Annotated in this window: 16 protein-coding genes; all 16 read left to right on the forward strand. The window is 51.4% G+C overall.

Annotated features, from left to right (window positions below; genetic code table 11):
* The first annotated feature begins 100 nt into the window (after positions 1 to 100).
* The 16 genes from AB7E06_RS05365 (at position 101) to AB7E06_RS05440 (ending at position 16,163) form a co-directional block, all read left to right on the forward strand.
* Complete coding sequence (locus tag AB7E06_RS05365) at positions 101 to 529, forward strand: hypothetical protein (RefSeq protein WP_094196770.1); 429 nt, start codon at positions 101 to 103, stop codon at positions 527 to 529.
* A 93-nt stretch (positions 530 to 622) separates the two neighbouring features.
* Positions 623 to 1,585 carry an OmpA family protein gene (locus AB7E06_RS05370; RefSeq protein WP_094196769.1) on the forward strand — a complete coding sequence of 321 codons (963 nt, stop codon included), beginning with the start codon at positions 623 to 625 and terminating at the stop codon, positions 1,583 to 1,585.
* 486 nt (positions 1,586 to 2,071) lie between these two features.
* A complete protein-coding gene (locus AB7E06_RS05375; RefSeq protein ID WP_080748046.1) occupies positions 2,072 to 3,016 on the forward strand; it encodes a ParA family protein in 945 nt (314 codons plus the stop codon).
* 62 nt (positions 3,017 to 3,078) lie between these two features.
* Positions 3,079 to 4,764: a ParB family protein gene (locus tag AB7E06_RS05380; RefSeq protein ID WP_427955563.1), complete on the forward strand. Its 1,686-nt coding sequence runs from the start codon at positions 3,079 to 3,081 to the stop codon at positions 4,762 to 4,764.
* The gene (locus tag AB7E06_RS05385) at positions 4,761 to 5,366 is read left to right on the forward strand and encodes an STY4526/YPO1902 family pathogenicity island replication protein (protein WP_109088510.1); all 606 of its coding nucleotides are present in this window, start codon (positions 4,761 to 4,763) and stop codon (positions 5,364 to 5,366) included. Before AB7E06_RS05380 ends, AB7E06_RS05385 begins: the two co-directional genes overlap by 4 nt.
* A 6-nt stretch (positions 5,367 to 5,372) precedes the next feature.
* A complete protein-coding gene (locus AB7E06_RS05390) occupies positions 5,373 to 5,969 on the forward strand; it encodes a hypothetical protein (protein ID WP_372406426.1) in 597 nt (198 codons plus the stop codon).
* A 7-nt stretch (positions 5,970 to 5,976) separates the two neighbouring features.
* Entirely contained in the window at positions 5,977 to 7,611 is a 1,635-nt protein-coding gene (locus tag AB7E06_RS05395) for a hypothetical protein (RefSeq protein WP_372406424.1), read from the forward strand.
* A 184-nt stretch (positions 7,612 to 7,795) separates the two neighbouring features.
* On the forward strand, positions 7,796 to 8,185 hold the full coding sequence (locus tag AB7E06_RS05400) for a hypothetical protein (RefSeq protein WP_372406422.1): 390 nt from the start codon (positions 7,796 to 7,798) through the stop codon (positions 8,183 to 8,185).
* 47 nt (positions 8,186 to 8,232) lie between these two features.
* Positions 8,233 to 9,351, forward strand: a complete 1,119-nt coding sequence (locus AB7E06_RS05405; RefSeq protein ID WP_372406421.1) for a PFL_4669 family integrating conjugative element protein — start codon at positions 8,233 to 8,235, stop codon at positions 9,349 to 9,351.
* A gap of 31 nt (positions 9,352 to 9,382) precedes the next feature.
* Positions 9,383 to 9,877, forward strand: a complete 495-nt coding sequence (locus AB7E06_RS05410; protein ID WP_372406419.1) for a hypothetical protein — start codon at positions 9,383 to 9,385, stop codon at positions 9,875 to 9,877.
* A gap of 66 nt (positions 9,878 to 9,943) precedes the next feature.
* A complete protein-coding gene (locus tag AB7E06_RS05415; protein WP_372406416.1) occupies positions 9,944 to 10,381 on the forward strand; it encodes a single-stranded DNA-binding protein in 438 nt (145 codons plus the stop codon).
* Between the two features lie 107 nt (positions 10,382 to 10,488).
* Positions 10,489 to 10,665 (forward strand): hypothetical protein, encoded by a 177-nt coding sequence (locus AB7E06_RS05420; protein WP_372406414.1) that lies wholly within the window; start codon positions 10,489 to 10,491, stop codon positions 10,663 to 10,665.
* Positions 10,666 to 10,680: 15 nt separating this feature from the next.
* Entirely contained in the window at positions 10,681 to 10,842 is a 162-nt protein-coding gene (locus tag AB7E06_RS05425) for a hypothetical protein (protein WP_159063926.1), read from the forward strand.
* Between the two features lie 161 nt (positions 10,843 to 11,003).
* Positions 11,004 to 11,828, forward strand: coding sequence for an SNF2-related protein (locus AB7E06_RS05430; protein WP_427955572.1), 825 nt, complete (start codon positions 11,004 to 11,006; stop codon positions 11,826 to 11,828).
* A gap of 286 nt (positions 11,829 to 12,114) precedes the next feature.
* Positions 12,115 to 12,693: a helicase-related protein gene (locus tag AB7E06_RS05435; RefSeq protein ID WP_372406410.1), complete on the forward strand. Its 579-nt coding sequence runs from the start codon at positions 12,115 to 12,117 to the stop codon at positions 12,691 to 12,693.
* Between the two features lie 164 nt (positions 12,694 to 12,857).
* Positions 12,858 to 16,163 (forward strand): STY4851/ECs_5259 family protein, encoded by a 3,306-nt coding sequence (locus AB7E06_RS05440; protein WP_372407009.1) that lies wholly within the window; start codon positions 12,858 to 12,860, stop codon positions 16,161 to 16,163.
* The last annotated feature ends 4 nt before the right edge of the window (positions 16,164 to 16,167 follow it).

Here is a 16,167-nt window from a genome sequence, read left to right on the forward strand (position 1 = left end):
AATTTTAAGCCTGAGCTTGCAGAATGTGTGTTAAAAACGCGTGGCTTTTGGAATTATTCCGAGCGGATCGTTTAATACAATTTGTATCTTTTTATATAAAATGACACACATCATAAAATTAATTATTTCGTTTTTAACCCTGATAAGTCTTGGTGGCTGTGCTGCTGAAATAGGCTCCGCGTTAGGTATTCAGCTCATAGAAAAACCGATGGTAAGGGGGGAGAGCATAGAAAAATATCGTGATGCTTTCGGTCGTAGCGGGGAAGTTGAAACCGTTTTGAATGGAGAGCCTGCCTATAAGTGGAATCTTTCCTACTACCAACGAGTCACCGTGGAGGCAGATACTTACGCATACCATAACTTGGATCGACCAGGAATGACGACAGGTATTATTTATGAGGACAGAGACATACTCCGTCCCTGTCAGCTAACGATGTCCTACGATCCAAAGACGCGTTTGGTGACGGATTTTGAACTCACCAATCCCGCAAAATGTGGAGAAGTCCGTCGTGCATTGCGGAACCTATAACAACAAAAAATATTAATGATAATAAAAACCAAGAATAAAAAAATCAGAATGTAAATAGTAATAAATAGCGGTTTATTTTTATAATTAAAATATATGTTAAAGACAATTTTATCTTTCGTGTTTCTGGTGTTGCTGATAGTGGATACGCCAGCTGTTTTTGCCGCTGACGTCAAAGGTTCTAGCGATCATCCGCTTTTGAGTCGATTCCCAGGGGCAGAGATTCGCAACTATTTGAGAAAAAACTACGATGCCGCCGTGTTGCCTGCGGGAATCATTAAGGACAAGAAAGCACCGGGGCAATTGCTTGAATTGGAGGGTAAGGTCACTCGCATCGCTTACCGGATTCCGGGTGAGCATTCAGCATTGGAGGTTCTGCGAAATTACGAGAAAGCGCTGCAGCAAGGCGGGTTTGAAACGCTGTTTGCCTGCCATGGCCCAGAGACGTGTGGTCCGGATATGATGCCCTTTATTTCCCTTGAAGGACGCGTTCGACCTACTGCATTTGGCGATGCGGTCTTTGGTAGTTCAAGTGAGCGTGTTTTGCTCACCCGTCGTAGTGATGAGGCAGGAGAGGTCCACGTTTTTCTGCATGTGGTGGATGATACGTCCAATCACAGGACCTATCTCTATCAGGAAATCGTAGAAGGTGCCCAATTGGAACTGGATCAAATTAAAGTGCTACAAGCGGACGAGTTGCAACAATCACTCGAACGCCAAGGGTATGTCACGGTTCCAGGAATTTACTTCGATAGCGCTAAAGCAGAGATAAAACCAGAATCGGATACGGCCTTATCAGAAATGGCTAAATTGCTCTCTAGCTATCCAGACCTAAAAGTATATGTGGTGGGCCATACGGATAATCAAGGTTCGCTTGATGCCAATCTGACCTTGTCGCAGAGTAGAGCTCAGGCAGTTGTTCAGGCTTTACATACTTCATATGGTGTTAAGGCGGAAAACTTGCTGGCTAAAGGTGTCGCATCTTTTTCTCCGGTAGCAAGCAATGCAGACGAAAAAGGGCGCGCGCGCAATAGACGAGTTGAGCTGGTAGTGCAGTAAAGCCATCTCAGGCGCCAGCAACGATGACCAGAACCAGTGTGCTGGCTGCGGGCTCGGGCGATCAGGGATAGGGCTTGCGTTCGTTCCGTCGTCCTACACCGCTCTGTATCTGTGGCGGGTTGATCTTGAGCGGCTGTGCTTGGCGTGCTTGTGGTGGCTACACTCATGCAACAGAACACATCGAGCCCAGCCCTAGGGGCAATCAATCCGATATAAGGGAACTGAAAGCGAGCATCGCCCAGGATTGGGTGTAGGCCTTGTGGGTGCAGGTGGCGGGATTCCGACTGTATTGAGTGCCTTTTTGCTTGAAGATAAGCTGGTTGAACGTCCTGCGAGATTGCTGTGTGGGACAAATAAAGACCTCTTGTTTATTTCGCTAATAATTAACGCATAATGTCGCTTTATGTTAAGTCCACCTGTTTATTAGTATTTTTTATACAGTAATTTAAGCAGAAAACTCGTTGCTTTTTCAACGAGGTTTTTAAAATGCTTACGTTCACAACTGTTGCCACTAAAGGTGGTGTTGGCAAAACCACATTAACTGCCAATTTAGGTGGATTGCTTGCTGATTTCGGATATCGCGTTCTTTTAATTGATGCGGATATTCAGCCATCTCTGACTCGCTATTACAAACTGGCTCATCAAGCCCCTTATGGCTTAACGCAAATGGTGATGTCAGGAGCACTCACCACGGACTGCATTAGTCACGTCGAATTTCCACCTGCCGAATTCGAGGGTGACCGTTCAAGCTTGAATGTGCAGGGCGGTTTCTTGCATATTGTTTGTTCTGACACTCAGCGTGACGACAGCCCCCTTCAAATCTGGTTGTCTAATCAGCTTGATCGCCTGGTGCGTATTCGGATGGCCCTGAGTAACCCGGATATCCGTGCTCAGTACGACGTTTGCATCATCGACACCCAAGGGGCAGTGGGCCACCTACAAGACGCAGCCGTCAATGCGGCGGATGTGCTTCTCGCTCCTGTAGCCCCTGATGTTCTGTCGGCCCGTGAGTTCGTTGACGGCACGATCAAACTGGTGGCTCGTCACGAGTCTGCCTCCAACCTGGGCTACAAAGTGCCCGCAATCCAGTGCGTGATTAACCGTAGCGAGAACACGGTTGATAGCCGCACTATGTCCAGCCTAATCCGCAATCAGTTCATTGAAATGAGCGGGCGTGTCACCGTGCTGGCCACCCAGATTCCACAAGCGGTAGCGTACAAAAAAGCCGCTACTGCTCAAGTCCCGGCTCACTGGATTGATCCGGTTAGAGCGGGCGATCACATGCACAGTTTGCTGTGGGAATTGATCCCCAACCTGAGCAATAAATTCACTCCGAATCATCGCAATGAGCTAGCTCCTGCGCTCGCTGCATTGCATGTCCCTATCTCCGCGTCAGACGAGCCAGACAGCCCGCTCACGACTAACTCGTAGAGCGCGCCATGTCTAAAACTCCGGAATTGCTGACCGCCAGTCAGCGTGCCGCGCAGTTGCGCATGAACGCTGAGTTGAGCTCAACACTAAGAGAGACCAGTCCCGTGTCCTCAAAAAAATCGAATTACGAAGACATTGCCAAACGTTCCCTGATGGGCACGCCGCCACCGCTGAACGCCATGGGTGCGATGACGCCTATGGATGTTGTCGATGGCAGTATTTCAAATTTGGCAGTGACCGATATTGATCGGTACGAATTTGACCCGCGTACCGAAATAAACCCACTCTATGACGAGATTAAGGCGTCGATTCGGGCCAACGGCATCCTGAACCATATCAGCGTTACCAGGCGTCCTGGTCAGCCGCGTTACATGGTCTACGGCGGCGGGAATACACGGCTGCGTATTGCGAAAGAGCTGTACGAAGAGGGTGACCAACGCTTTGCGCGGCTGACGGTCATCGTCAAGGTCTGGAAAGGGGACGCGCCGACCATTGCGGCGCACCTGGCTGAAAACGAGCAGCGTGGCGAGATTTCGTTCTGGGAGAAAGCCCAGGGAGTGCTGTCGTTTAAGGAACATTTCGAGAGAGAATCGGGCAAATCGCTTTCGACCACGGAATTGAACCGGGAGTTGCGCCAGGCCAGCGGCCTGAATTTCGGCATGAGCATGCTGCAAAACTTCCTTTTTGCGGTTGAGTATCTGACCCCGATCGGGCGCTGGCTACAAACACGCGATGTGAACCTGCTATTGAAACCGCAGATCTCGCAGTGGCTAAAACTAGCTGACAAGTTCAGCCAGCAAGCAGTCGCTGAAACAGCGCTACAGACAATCCTGCACAAGTACGCCGCTGTGATGAGCCAACAATCTGTCACGGCAGATCAAAGTGCTCAGCAGGTTTTAGACGTCTCGCAGTTGCTTGATGAGGTCAACGTAGCCATCGCTGACACCTTGGGTGTAGCCCCTGAGAAACTGCTGGCCATGGCCCAGGCTCTAGAGGCGAACCCGCGCCTGGAGGTTGAGACCCTGAGGCTGATCGAAGCCACTCCTACGGCGCCAGTGGCCTCCAAGCCGTTAGCAATTCAAGCACCTACTCAGCCTCCACTCGGTCGAATGTTGGCCAGTGTGCCTACGCCTAAGAGTAAGCCCGACAGTTCTGGCGGTGCCTTTTTGCCAGCTTCCCCATCGGTCTCCCAGAACGTGGTCTTGAGCGGAGAGGGGGAGGGGGAGGGGTTCGATCCACAGCCGATATTTACGGTGTTAGGCGAGTTTCAGAGCCTGATCGACATGTCGGATGTGCTTTTTAAAAGCGATCAGCCCTACCACATCTTTGGCTTTTACCTGGACTTTCCTTCACAAGGTATTGGGTATGTTGATGGGATTGAGCTGGAACCAGAATTGGTCATTTACCGCAGAGCCTTGTGGAAAATCCTGGTCAGTCTCACCGGTCAGCTTGATCGTCGATTTACGCAGCTCATCCCATACGAAGCCGATGGCTTCACCATTGCGTGGAAACAGCTTTGGGAGCAGGGCGAGGAGCAGTTTCAGGCAGGAGCACAGGAGTTGCTGGGCGAGGCATTTGACCATGTCTCGCTTCAAACCATGGGCCTGGTGGTGCGGCATGAGCAATTGGGGCCGTTGGTCACACGTCTGCTCTCAGAAATGGAACGGGTTCGGACCCGCTACCCAGAGCGTCAACTGGACGGATTTGTGCCCTTGTTCATGCCGGATGTGACGGAGGAGATTTCATGAACAAAATTCCCATTCAATGTCCTGTTCTACGGCGCATGTTGCTGGCCCACATTATTGAGCAAATCGATGGTGGTCACATGGACTCTCTACTGCGTGCGGGCTACTCACCCGAGTTTCTCGATGATTTGCGTTACCGAACCACTCGGGACATCACGAATCTGGCCAACTCTCCGCAGGAAATGTGGTTCTCATTGTCTGAACAGGTCATCAGCAAAGGGCTACATCTGCTCGATATGCGGCGTGAGCACGCCAAGTTACGCGAATACTTTGTGATCCACGGCGCTTCGCGTCGGATGGTGTGTGCGTATTTCAAGCTGTCCCACGAGGAGTATCGGGACTTGCGCGCGCAGCTCAGACCGGGAGGGGAGCCTGGCGGCCGTACGGCCCTGCCTCCAGTCGCTGTGCGTGATGCCATCCATCGAGCCTGGTTCGATATTCAGCAATCGATGTCTGAGCAACCCTGCCGAGACCGAATCTACGCCTTACACCAACAGTTTCCTGATCTGCGAATCAGTGTCCTCCAGCAAACCATTGTCGAGTTTGCTGAGGATGATGAGCTTGGTTTGGAAATAAAGCCGACGACGCCACCACTGCAAGGATAAAGCCACATGGACGAAATTATGACTATGCCAATCACTTCTACAACTGCGCCGCATCCGTCGACTCTGCCTCCGTCAGAGCGTGATTGTGATGGCCATACGCAGGGCGGGTGGGCCTTACCGTCCTCTCATGCCGATGGCTCTCAGAACAGTAAAGAAGCACCAAGTGAAGACTTTCTAGCGCAGGCGGCGCTATTGAATCTGATGGGACAAACGCCAATCAGCTTCCATCGCCTATATGTCGATATTACAGGCAATGTCATCACGGGATTATGGCTTTCGTCTGTGCTGGAGCGTGTTGCTCAAGCCAAACCCGAGGAATTCCAGGATGATGATTATGTTTTTCGCCTATCAGCGACTCAATGTCATCAAGTCACCGGGATCACTGCCTCTCAGCAGCGGACATGCCGACGCGACTTAATTGCACTGGGCATGTTAAGTGAGCAGTCGGGGCCAGGACGTGTGCCGGAATACCGCTTGCATCTGAATGTTGTTGCGGATGCCATTCTCCAAGCGTCCGCTTCATTGGCTAACTCGCTCGAAGAGGTTCATCAACAACAAGGCTCATCGTCGTCACAACCCGTTCTTTCCAAGCGATACGGATGAGATGGCTATGGGTGCCGCATTAAACACCGATACAACGACGGCGTCTCTAATTGATGAGGCTATGCAGTTGCTCACCAGTCAAGGGTTTGTGCAGTACTACCCAAACCTGGCTGAAACGCTGGGCAATTTCAAAGCCGCTTTGTTTTTGGGGCACGCGCTCTATTGGGCTCGGCATACTGCCGTTCACTATAAAAATCGTGACGGCTGGTTCTTTCTGACGGCAAAACAGTGTACGCAAGCAACGGGACTGAGTAGCCGGGAGCAAGAGAGCGCCCGTCTCTTACTTGTTCAACATTCGCTGATCCAAGAAAAGCTGGCTGGTAGACCGGCCAAGCTCCATTACCGTATCAACCTGGATCGTCTCGCTTCTTGCCTGGGGATATCGGTTGTTGATCAGAAAGCAAACTGGGCGCAGCTCGCACCATTGCTGAAGCGCTACGTGAGCTTCTACCGGCCCTTGGCGGATATTGCGGGCAATGTGGCCTCTGGCTTGTACTTATCGTATCTGCTGATTCAGCAACGGCATGTTCTTACTTACAGCCGAAGCATTGAAGGTGAATTTACGCTGTCTCAACAGGCGATTCGTAACGCTCTATGCTTGACCAGCAAAACACAACGCAATGCCCGTGATCGCCTGAAACAAATGGGCCTACTCCAGGAAGCCGGCAATCGCATACGCATTAACTTGTTGGCCTTATGCCCTTTGTTGCACGGTCAGGAGCAGTACCCCCTCAAGTCTGAGTCTACCGATCAGCCACTCATTGCTGATGCACCGAAACTGACATCGGTATCCAAACCTGGCCCTGTGAATGTGCAGAAGCCTGCGCCATCGCGATCAAGCAAATTATTTGGAGCTGGCACACAGTCACAAAGGCCGCTGTTTGATTTGGATAGTGCTGGCGCAGTACGGGCGAACACAACCGTCCAGCACGCGCTGCGTGACCCTGCCAGTATGAATCCTGGACGTCTTTTTAATCAGACCTCACTGAGTCCTGGGGCAGCTTGTGGGCAACTCACAAAAACAAGCGACCTCATAACTCGCCCAGTTGCCCAAAACGCGAAACTTGATGCCCAAACCGCAAAACTAACTTGCCCAAAACGCGAAACTAAGCTGCCCAAACCGCGAAACAACAATACAACAATATCTCTTCAAACAACTACAAGACCCGCCATCACCACGGCGTCTGCAGGGGATAAGTCCAAGGCACTGGCCGAGATAGTGGGTTGTCGTCGTGATGATTTGAATTTTCAAAACGACGAGGTTGATGTCACTTTACCCAGCGTGCTTGGCAAGCAATGGCATGAGGCCGTGCGCAAAGTGCTATCCATTGCCAAGCCAGAGCATCGTCAGAGTTTGCTTGATGAGTTGGAAGGCCAGTTGCGTAATCCAGGCAAGCACATCGCAAATCCTCCTGGCTACTTGCATTCACTGCGTGTCGGCTTGGAATCCGGTCGTGTGCAATTGGCATATGCGCAAAGCATTGCGAACCAGCGTGAACAAAATCGACATGCTCAAGATGCCGTCCAAGAGCACATCAAGGCACTCAATACAAACCTGACGACAACTCTGCCTCCAATGACGAAAGAGGAGGCCTTTGCTCAGTTGCGCCAGCAGGTGCAGACCATGAGGAAGTTGCCATGACCGCCGGACTCATCCGTACCCCATTCGGTAGGACATTTTGTCTTAATCACCAACAGTTGGGAGGTAAGACATTCTGTCTCAATCCCCACCGGGTGGGAGGTGAGACGTTTTGTCTCAATGCCCAACGGTTGGGCGGTGGGACATTTTGTCTCATTGTCTTAAACAGATTCAGGAGATCGTTTCTATGACTAACGAACAATTGTTTGTCCATCTTTTGCATCGCATCTGCAAATACAGCGATGCCTTAGTTTTACATACTGTCTTGCAAGACCATGGAGATAAACGCCAAGTCAAAACTTCAGCAGTGAAGATGGCTTTGGACTCATTGAGGGGGCAAGTGTCACCCAAGCAGGTGCAGCGATCATTAAAAAGATTGGAGTCCATGGGGCTTATTAACGTGATGCCTCAGCCCAATTACCGCACCTTGGTCACAGTCAACAGTGACGCCTTGTTGGAATTTCTCAATCAAGACCCTTTGAGCGGCATGTTGCCTGGGTTCCGTGCCAATACGTTCCCGTTTCTGGATGCTGTCAACGCAACACCGCTGGCAGATTTCAAGGGGTCGACGATTTGATGATGTCCGTCACCTTCCATTCATTTTCCTCTTCTCAGTGACTACCTATGCCTACTTCGACTGATAAGCAGCCACGACTCAAGTCCAGCGACAAGCCCGCTGCCATTCCCGCACCCAAGTCCCTTATTGGGTTCTCTACGGAGGAGAGTTCACCCTTCGCCGATGGATATTCGATCACCGGCGAGGAAGCCTTGCTGGCCGCGTATATGGCAGGGCCGATGCGTGAGGATGATCCACTTTATGAGCGGTATATCGAACTGGAAGATCGTAAAGATCAATTGGCTCGTATGCAGGCCAAGTTCCACACGCGCAAGGGTTCTGATCCCGACGTCAAACCAGCCGAGTTCTTTGCCATGGATGATTTAGGCTCTCTGGTTGATTCAGAAGACGATCTGATGACCTTGCATACCAAAGAGGCGTTCAGGCTGTTTATGGGGCGTGTTCGTGAGCCTGGCTCGGATGTAGCGCCTATTGTGGGTGGTCGCCGTGTTGCCAGTTCTTTGCGCAGCTTATGGCTATTGACGGGCAATGACAATCCCTATGCCGATTGGTCTTTGCTGCGTCATGAACAATCCATGGAAGAAGTGAATGAGCGGCTGCAAGATGAAATCAAGGCTGCCGAGACTTTGCTGTCCAGCCAGCAGCAACGTGGGTTGAGTTATTCCGTGTTGAAGTCTGCTCAACCGCAGTCTTTGCAGCTAGGGTTCCGATCCCCCTACGGATACAGCATCAGTCGCTTGATTGTTGATTACGACTACTTCATCCGTTTGCAAAAGACGCTGGGTCGCAAGACGCTCTTAAGCGATCAGCAAATGCGCCGTTCGATCACAGAAATGACTCGCTTTATCCGTCGCGTATTCAATGAGGTCGCCAGGTTCTCACGTTGGCTCATGCAGCCAGACATCAATGCGCTGTCTCGACTGGACTTCATTACGGAACATGCTTCAGAAGAGGGCAAGCAGCGTGTGGAATTCGTGCGCGAAGTATTCGGCATGGTCCCTGCCGACGTGTTTACCGCCAAGCTGCAACCACGCCATTCTCGACGACGATACACATTAACTGAGAAGGAAAGGAGCCTGTTGCAGTCAGTAGGTGTGCAACTGGCCGAAGCTGAAGCACAGCGCGAAGCCAATCAGTTTCAAGATGCCGATTCGGATTTGGTGTGAAGAAAGGGATTTGTGAGGAAAGGGCGAAAGGATGACGAAGCGAACTCGAAGTCTACGTGTCAATGTGGTTGAGTGGGCAAGGAAGACCTTGGAGAACGAAACGTGTCAGGGCGTGATTGACACAAAGCCCTTTACGGGTAGGGGCACCGCCCAGTCGCTGCGCCACCATCTCATGCAAGTTGACCAGGTTGAAGCAGATATGGTCGCTCTCTGTGCTGCCACAAAGAAAGTGGCTGGCTATTCCATGTATTTGGCCGAGCACCGTCGTAAAGCTGACGGCTATATGGCGCTGCGTTGGCGAGAGATTGGCACAAGAAAGCATCTGTCATGGGAAGAGGCGCACTCAAGATATGCGGTCCTACCGACCGTGCTGCGGCAGTGGTACGAACACGCCAATGCCCAGGCACAAGAGTTCAATTCGCAACACCTCAAATTGCGTGGGCTCGTACGTGAACTGAAGTTACTGAGTCAGCAACGCAAAGTCCACACTTTTGCCAGGCCAATTCCGAGCCGAAGTGGGACGTGATCCAGTTAATGCAGGGCAGTTTGGCCATACGGTCAAGTCGTTTGTTTTTCACCGAAAGGAGTTGATATGCAGAACTTGTTTATTGGTAAGGGCAACCTGGGCGACTCACCCACCTTGAAACGTATTCCTCGTAAGAACAATTCGGGGGAAGAGTTTAGTGTGTGCAGTATGCGTGTGTACTTTGGGCGTTATGGGGTGGACCAGGCCACCGGTGAAGTTGGGCAGATTGGGGGCTTTTGGCGCGAGGTCGAGATCTATGGCAGCAAGGCCGAGGCGTGCGCGCAGTTTTTGCGCAAGGGAGCTCGCGTGCTGGTCATCGGTGAGGAGCGGGATTTCTTTGCCAAAGATGAGACCACGAATGCCGAGGTACAAGTCATCAAGATTGTCGCTGAGGATGTAGCCCTGCAGCTCACTCGCATTGAGTCGATCACCTACAAACAAGCAAACCGGCCTGCATCAGCTCGTGATCAAGATGTGCTGTCGGATGAGGATGTGCTTGCTTGATCAGTTAAATAAACAGGGAGTGCCTGTTTGTGCAGGTGGCAGGCACCATGGTATCAGCCGGGTGCTTGCTCGAGAATAGCCCCGATGATTTAAAAGGAAAGGCAATTATGAATGCAGCAGTTGTGGCAATTGAATACGCCATCGATATGAATACAGATGACGGTCTATATTTTCTTATGGCCTGGAACCAGGGAGATTTTGATGTGTGCCGTCGTGATTGGCCGGATGCGCCAGACGACTGTTACATCGGAGCCGACCCTCTTCATCCTGGAACTAAATTGTAATTCGGAGGATTGAAAATGTCTGTGTATTGGATGTTTGTGGTTTTAGCTATATTCGGCGTACTAGGCATGACCTGCACCGTAAGCAATGAAGGCAGTGATTTATTTATTGCCTCTTTTGGAGTCGGTGGCTTTATTCTTGCCTCCAGCTTGCTTGCAGTAGAGTTTTCGGCGTTTTAGGTGCTGCACCATTGAGCATTATCCCAATCTCGTTAAAGACTCCTGATTTACTGATTCAAGCCGTTTTTGACGGTCGTAGGCTTGGGTTACAGCTATTCAATATCTCAGGAATGGCGGCCCGGTTGTCTAAAGCTGGGGCATGGTGGTGTCCTGGACGGCGGATGTGGGTATTGGAGCAGGGCAGCGCAGACCATGCCTTAGCCTGGTTGCAGGCGCTCTATCTGCGTGAGCATGTTGATTTTGATGGGGCTGCTGCGCTATTAAAAGCGGCTATACGGGCCCCCGAACCTGATTACTTTACTCAACTGCTCGACGTTCAAATTTTTGCGCTGGCCAGAGGCGAGCTCAACCATGGCCAACATGCCATCAGTTTTTCTTACGATGCGCTGTGCGTGCGTGCCATGCGCGCGCTACAGGGGAGATTTCATAAGCCCGCTGCGGCGTGGCAAGTACGCGGTGACGTAGTTCACATCCAGCATGTGCTCCGTGACCTAGCAGGCGTGGCGGCTGAGTTTTCGTTCGTGCATGAGCAGCCCGTCGTACTCGAAGAGCTGGTATCACCAAGCGCGGACGAATCGCCCATCCAGGTGCCTGCTGCGACTCTTGAGCAAGGGGAAAGCGGCCCCGCCCAAGATGTGGATGGAGCGGGTTTTTTGTCTGCCGACCTGGAGCAAAGCAACGCGGTCGACATTGATGAAGCTGTGCTGGCTGCGATCGCTGTGGGCGCAGGTTTACGGGACTATCAAGTCGATGGTGTCCGTCACCTAGCAGGTCAGACAGAAGCGTGCTTGGGCGACGATATGGGCCTGGGTAAGACCCGCCAGACTGTTGTAGGTGCTCGTCTAGCTGCAGGGCAGGGTAGAGTGCTTATTGTCTGCCCCGCCTCTTTGCGTATCAACTGGGAACGCGAGATCCACGCAGTGTATCCCGATGCTGTAGTCGGCTTTGCATGGGATGATCGAATCTCGACGATATACGGCTGTTAATGGGGCATTTCAAATTATGAACGTCTGGGTGGCTTTGTTCGTGAAGTCGGGTTGGCGTTTGGGATCACTCGCTGGGTCGTATGGAGCTCAAGGAGTTCAGGAATACCTTTACGAGTTCGCGAGAACGCCGTGCTGCTTTAGCCCGCGCTTTGGCTGGTTGGATGTTGCGCAGACGCAAGGATGTACTTGACCTGTGCGCTACAACACATTCTGTGCGCTATATCTCGCCCAGCGAAGATCTTACGGCATACAAGGCGATTTATAACGACGTGAGCCTGTGATGGTCATGCCTAAAATCGCCAAGCTGCGTCAGTGCCTGGAGACGCTCAAGGCGCCGTTTTTGATCGAAACTATGGAAGGTCTGCAGGCTCAAGAGAAGATCATCATCTTTTGCGAGTACAGGAGCATAGTCAATGCTATGCATGACGCCTGTGCGGCAGCGGGCATCAAGGCAGTGCGTCTGTTCGGCGCTGACTTGGGCACTGAGCGGCAAAAGGCTCTCGACACGGTCCAAGATGATCCCGAGGTCAGGGGATTTATCGGTAGCACCGTGGCGACAGGCGTTGGGATCACTCCCATTGCCGCCACTTATGTGACCTTTCCTTCTATGCCCTGGACCCCGGTGCTCATGGGTGAAGCTGAGGATAGGACATACCGGCTGGGCCAACAGCGCGACGTAGTGATTATCGTGCCGCTAATACCCGGCACAATTGATGAGGTTGTATGGAAAATTCTGGAGGGTAAGCGGGAGACAGAAATTGATGTCACGGAGGCCGTAACAACACTGCAAACAAATGATGCCGTAGTGCTAACGAATACCTCCCTAAAGAGGCGGGTGTCCGGTGAGCCGTGCTGGAATTGGTAGAAATTAACTGTTTTGGTGGGTTTGAACGGCTATACCGTGTAATGGCTTAGACTTGATCTGATAGACGATTGCTGATTAAGTCATATAGTTTTAGTACAGTCGATTTTCGGCCAAGTGGCCAGCGAGTTCTTTAGGATTTACTGAATATCAGAAGGGCTTTCTTGATGCTTATAAAAAAATCGCCAAATTTAACCAACCCGCTGAAAGCCTGGCTCAGCGAACTACTGTTTAGTCGTGAGCTTTTCAGAGGCCCAAATGGCAACCCTCTCTATACCTATCAGATATCCGAGGAAGAATATAAATCGCTTCTCGAACTACTAAAACAAGAATTCAAAAAAAGAAGCAACTCCTTGCACGCCATGTATATGGGGGCCTGCTTTTGTCTTTTCGTCAGTGAGCAATATCGCAGGAACTACAACGGCTCCTGGTCCTGGTCTGGGGCTGAAGAGGAATTGGAGATTTTGTTAACTCCGCAGCAGCGTGCAACGTTGACCAACGAGGGGCTTGCTTATTGGAAGAGGCCGATACGTGTCCGGGGCAATGGTCGAGACTTACTAGGTTCGTTATTCACAGAGGGGGGCCTGCCTTGGCCTCTAGTGAAAAGTGAGTCGCATGGATTCGGGAGGGCAATACGACGAGGCATTAAGCATTACTACCGGACAGAGAGTAACCGGAAAACTACGGCTGACTTGATCGCCGATTTCGAAGAGGGTTTACCCGCAGCTTTTCGCAACTTAGAGACACGTCGGATACTGGCAGGCACCGTTGACCAACTTATGTATCTGGTTGAACAATACCCCCTTAAGGATCAGCAGGATCCTGCCAGCTATCTCGATGAGAATGCTCAAGACTGGACGAATGCATTTCCAATCCCACTCGATGAAACCAATGCTCGTACGCTACTAAATGACTGGCTCCGGGATGCAGGTCAGAAACGTCAGGAACGTAAAGAGGCACTCGAGAAAGCTAGGGGATTTACTTGTGAGCACTTTCTGCATGGCACGCTACCTCATTGGTCAATACGAACCGACCTATTTCTACCCTCTGCAGCAACCTTTGCGATAGATCCGACGAGTCTAGGTAGCACGCGCCTCGAATTGCTCTATTACGAAGGGCAGCGGCTGCTTGCCCGCGGTACTGCCGTTTATGGCCAGTTTACATCGGAGGGCTTCAGGGTTCGCTTTGCCAACCCCCAGGTAACTGTGGAACGGTACGCACCAGACGAGCCGCTTAGCTTGCGCCTCATGGAGAATGGACGCACGGTACATTGTTTATTTTTCGATGGTAGTGCGCTCGATTTCAGAGAGGCCCCCCTGGTATTTGAGAACCGCTCTGAGCGGTGGCAACTTGTTGCCAGCTCCAGCTGTTCCGTGGCATCTGGGTTGGCTCGGCTTCGTATTCCCCAAGACTTTTCCATCGCCAGTGATAGCGTAACCCCAGTGATCTTAGCCCAGGATGCGGAGAATGGTCACTGGCTGGAGACGCGATCGGATCTGTCTCTCAATAACGGTGCTGCACACTACCTGATCGAACTGAATAAGGACGCTGAAAACGAGTGTAAGCCCACGCTGAATGGCGTTTATGCACTCTATGAAAGCTCTCCCTCGATCGTCTTTCTCGGTTGGCCAGACCTTGAGCTGCCCGAGGGCTATCCCTATCCTCGCCATGAGTTACGCGAGTTTATCAACGGTCAGTTGCTCGACCGCCAACGTTATAGCAGTTATGGTCTTGTCCGTTATAGCCTGCGCAACCGCTCAGGAAGCACGCTGCTGCAGCGCAGATTCGGTGTTTTGCCTAAGGGATTCAGCCTTTCCATGTCGCCAAGCTTTGAACAGGAGCCTGCACGCATCCTGTCTAAAGGAACGGGATTGCTTGATCTACAGGTGGTTAGCGATAGCCTTAGAGTGGAGCGATCCGAACATACACTGCAGCTACACTACGGAGGCGAGCGCCCGCCAACGACCTTCATACTGGAGGCTAGTCAGGGCCTGCCTCCGGTCCAGTTGCGTCTACCTTACCCCTACCAGGGGGCTCATCTTCTGGACCATAATGGAAATCCATCGCGGGCTTGCGAGCTGACCCTAGCTGACCTGATCGGGTACCGTATCGCTTTAATCTCTGGCCTTGCCCAAGGGCAGACCTTTCATATAGAACTGGAGCTCATGAGTTTGGAACAGCCTCACCCGAAACGCTCCTTTCGTATCTGGGTGGGCTCAACGCCTGTCACACTAAATTTGTTCAGCTACTTAGGCGACATGCAAAACATGCTCGGTGCAGTTGACGAGCAAGATGCATATATCAAATTTTCCATAAGTACTGAACAGCCACTACTAGGGCTAGAAATACGCCGCTATGGCGGGCAACTCCAATGGGAGAGGCGATTTACGTTCTATATTGGGAGTACCTCCAATGCGACGATGCTGGATGGCGTTCAGGCCGAGGCAATGTTACTCTCCGACCCAAAGCGTACGCCGCTTCAGCTGATCGAAAAAAATAGCGAGGGGGTAGGGACTGGTTACTTCGAAATTCCACAAAAAATGCAATCTCAGGGACCATGGTTGATCTATCCGAGCACGCACTCGAGCGTCCATTTTCGTCCTAGCCTCTATGTGGCGCAGAATAACAGCCTCGATTCTCAATTAGAAGTGTGCTCGCTACATCGCGCAGCTGAACTTTTCCATCCTCAACATAATCCGCATGTTATCGAGAAGCAGATCGCTGCTATGGCAACAGACTTCGATCACAGTGGTTGGCAGTATCTGGCTGACTTGAAACAGCATTATCATCACTTGCCATTATCGTCCTTCGAAACTTGGAAAGCCCTGTCGCGAAATCATATCGCACTGAGCTTCGCGGTATTGCGTCTAGAAATGGACGAATCGTTCTGCGCACGTATCAGCGACGAGCTTGCTGTCATATGGGAAACCGTCCCGCTTTCGTTATGGGTGCAGGCTTATCGGCTGTTCGATAACAACATGCGCCTGACTGGTCTTCCTGACGCATTAGTAAACAGTCTTGTCTCCAATAGAGCTAGCGTGCTGCGCTGTATGGTTTCTGGATTCGACTACCTAGGGGACTATTTGAGCACGGGCCATCGCGACTCGTTGAGGAGTATTCCACCTGAAAGAGTTTTACCAATCTGGTATCAGGATCTGCGACACCTGCACGAGTCCAGTTGGAGTTGGCCTACCATAATTGGTAAGGAGCTTTCCAGTTGGGTTGACCAGCAGGGGCTGGAGCCTTTGGTGAAAGCACTTTCGCTGGATGAGTTCACTGATGCCGTGACTTATCTGCCGATTTTTATGGCCTACGTTACGGCAGGAAAAGCTAGTCTCACCGACCTTCCTGTTACACCGACTTATCTGAAATTTGCTATTCGACAGATTTCTGATTTTGATCGTCATGGCTGGTTTATGCCAGCGCACGCACTGATGGTGTCTTATCTGCTCGCCTCTGAGGATGAGGTATAAGGAA

It is taken from the genome of Alcaligenes sp. (assembly GCF_050255915.1).
Classification (GTDB): domain Bacteria; phylum Pseudomonadota; class Gammaproteobacteria; order Burkholderiales; family Burkholderiaceae_B; genus Alcaligenes; species Alcaligenes aquatilis.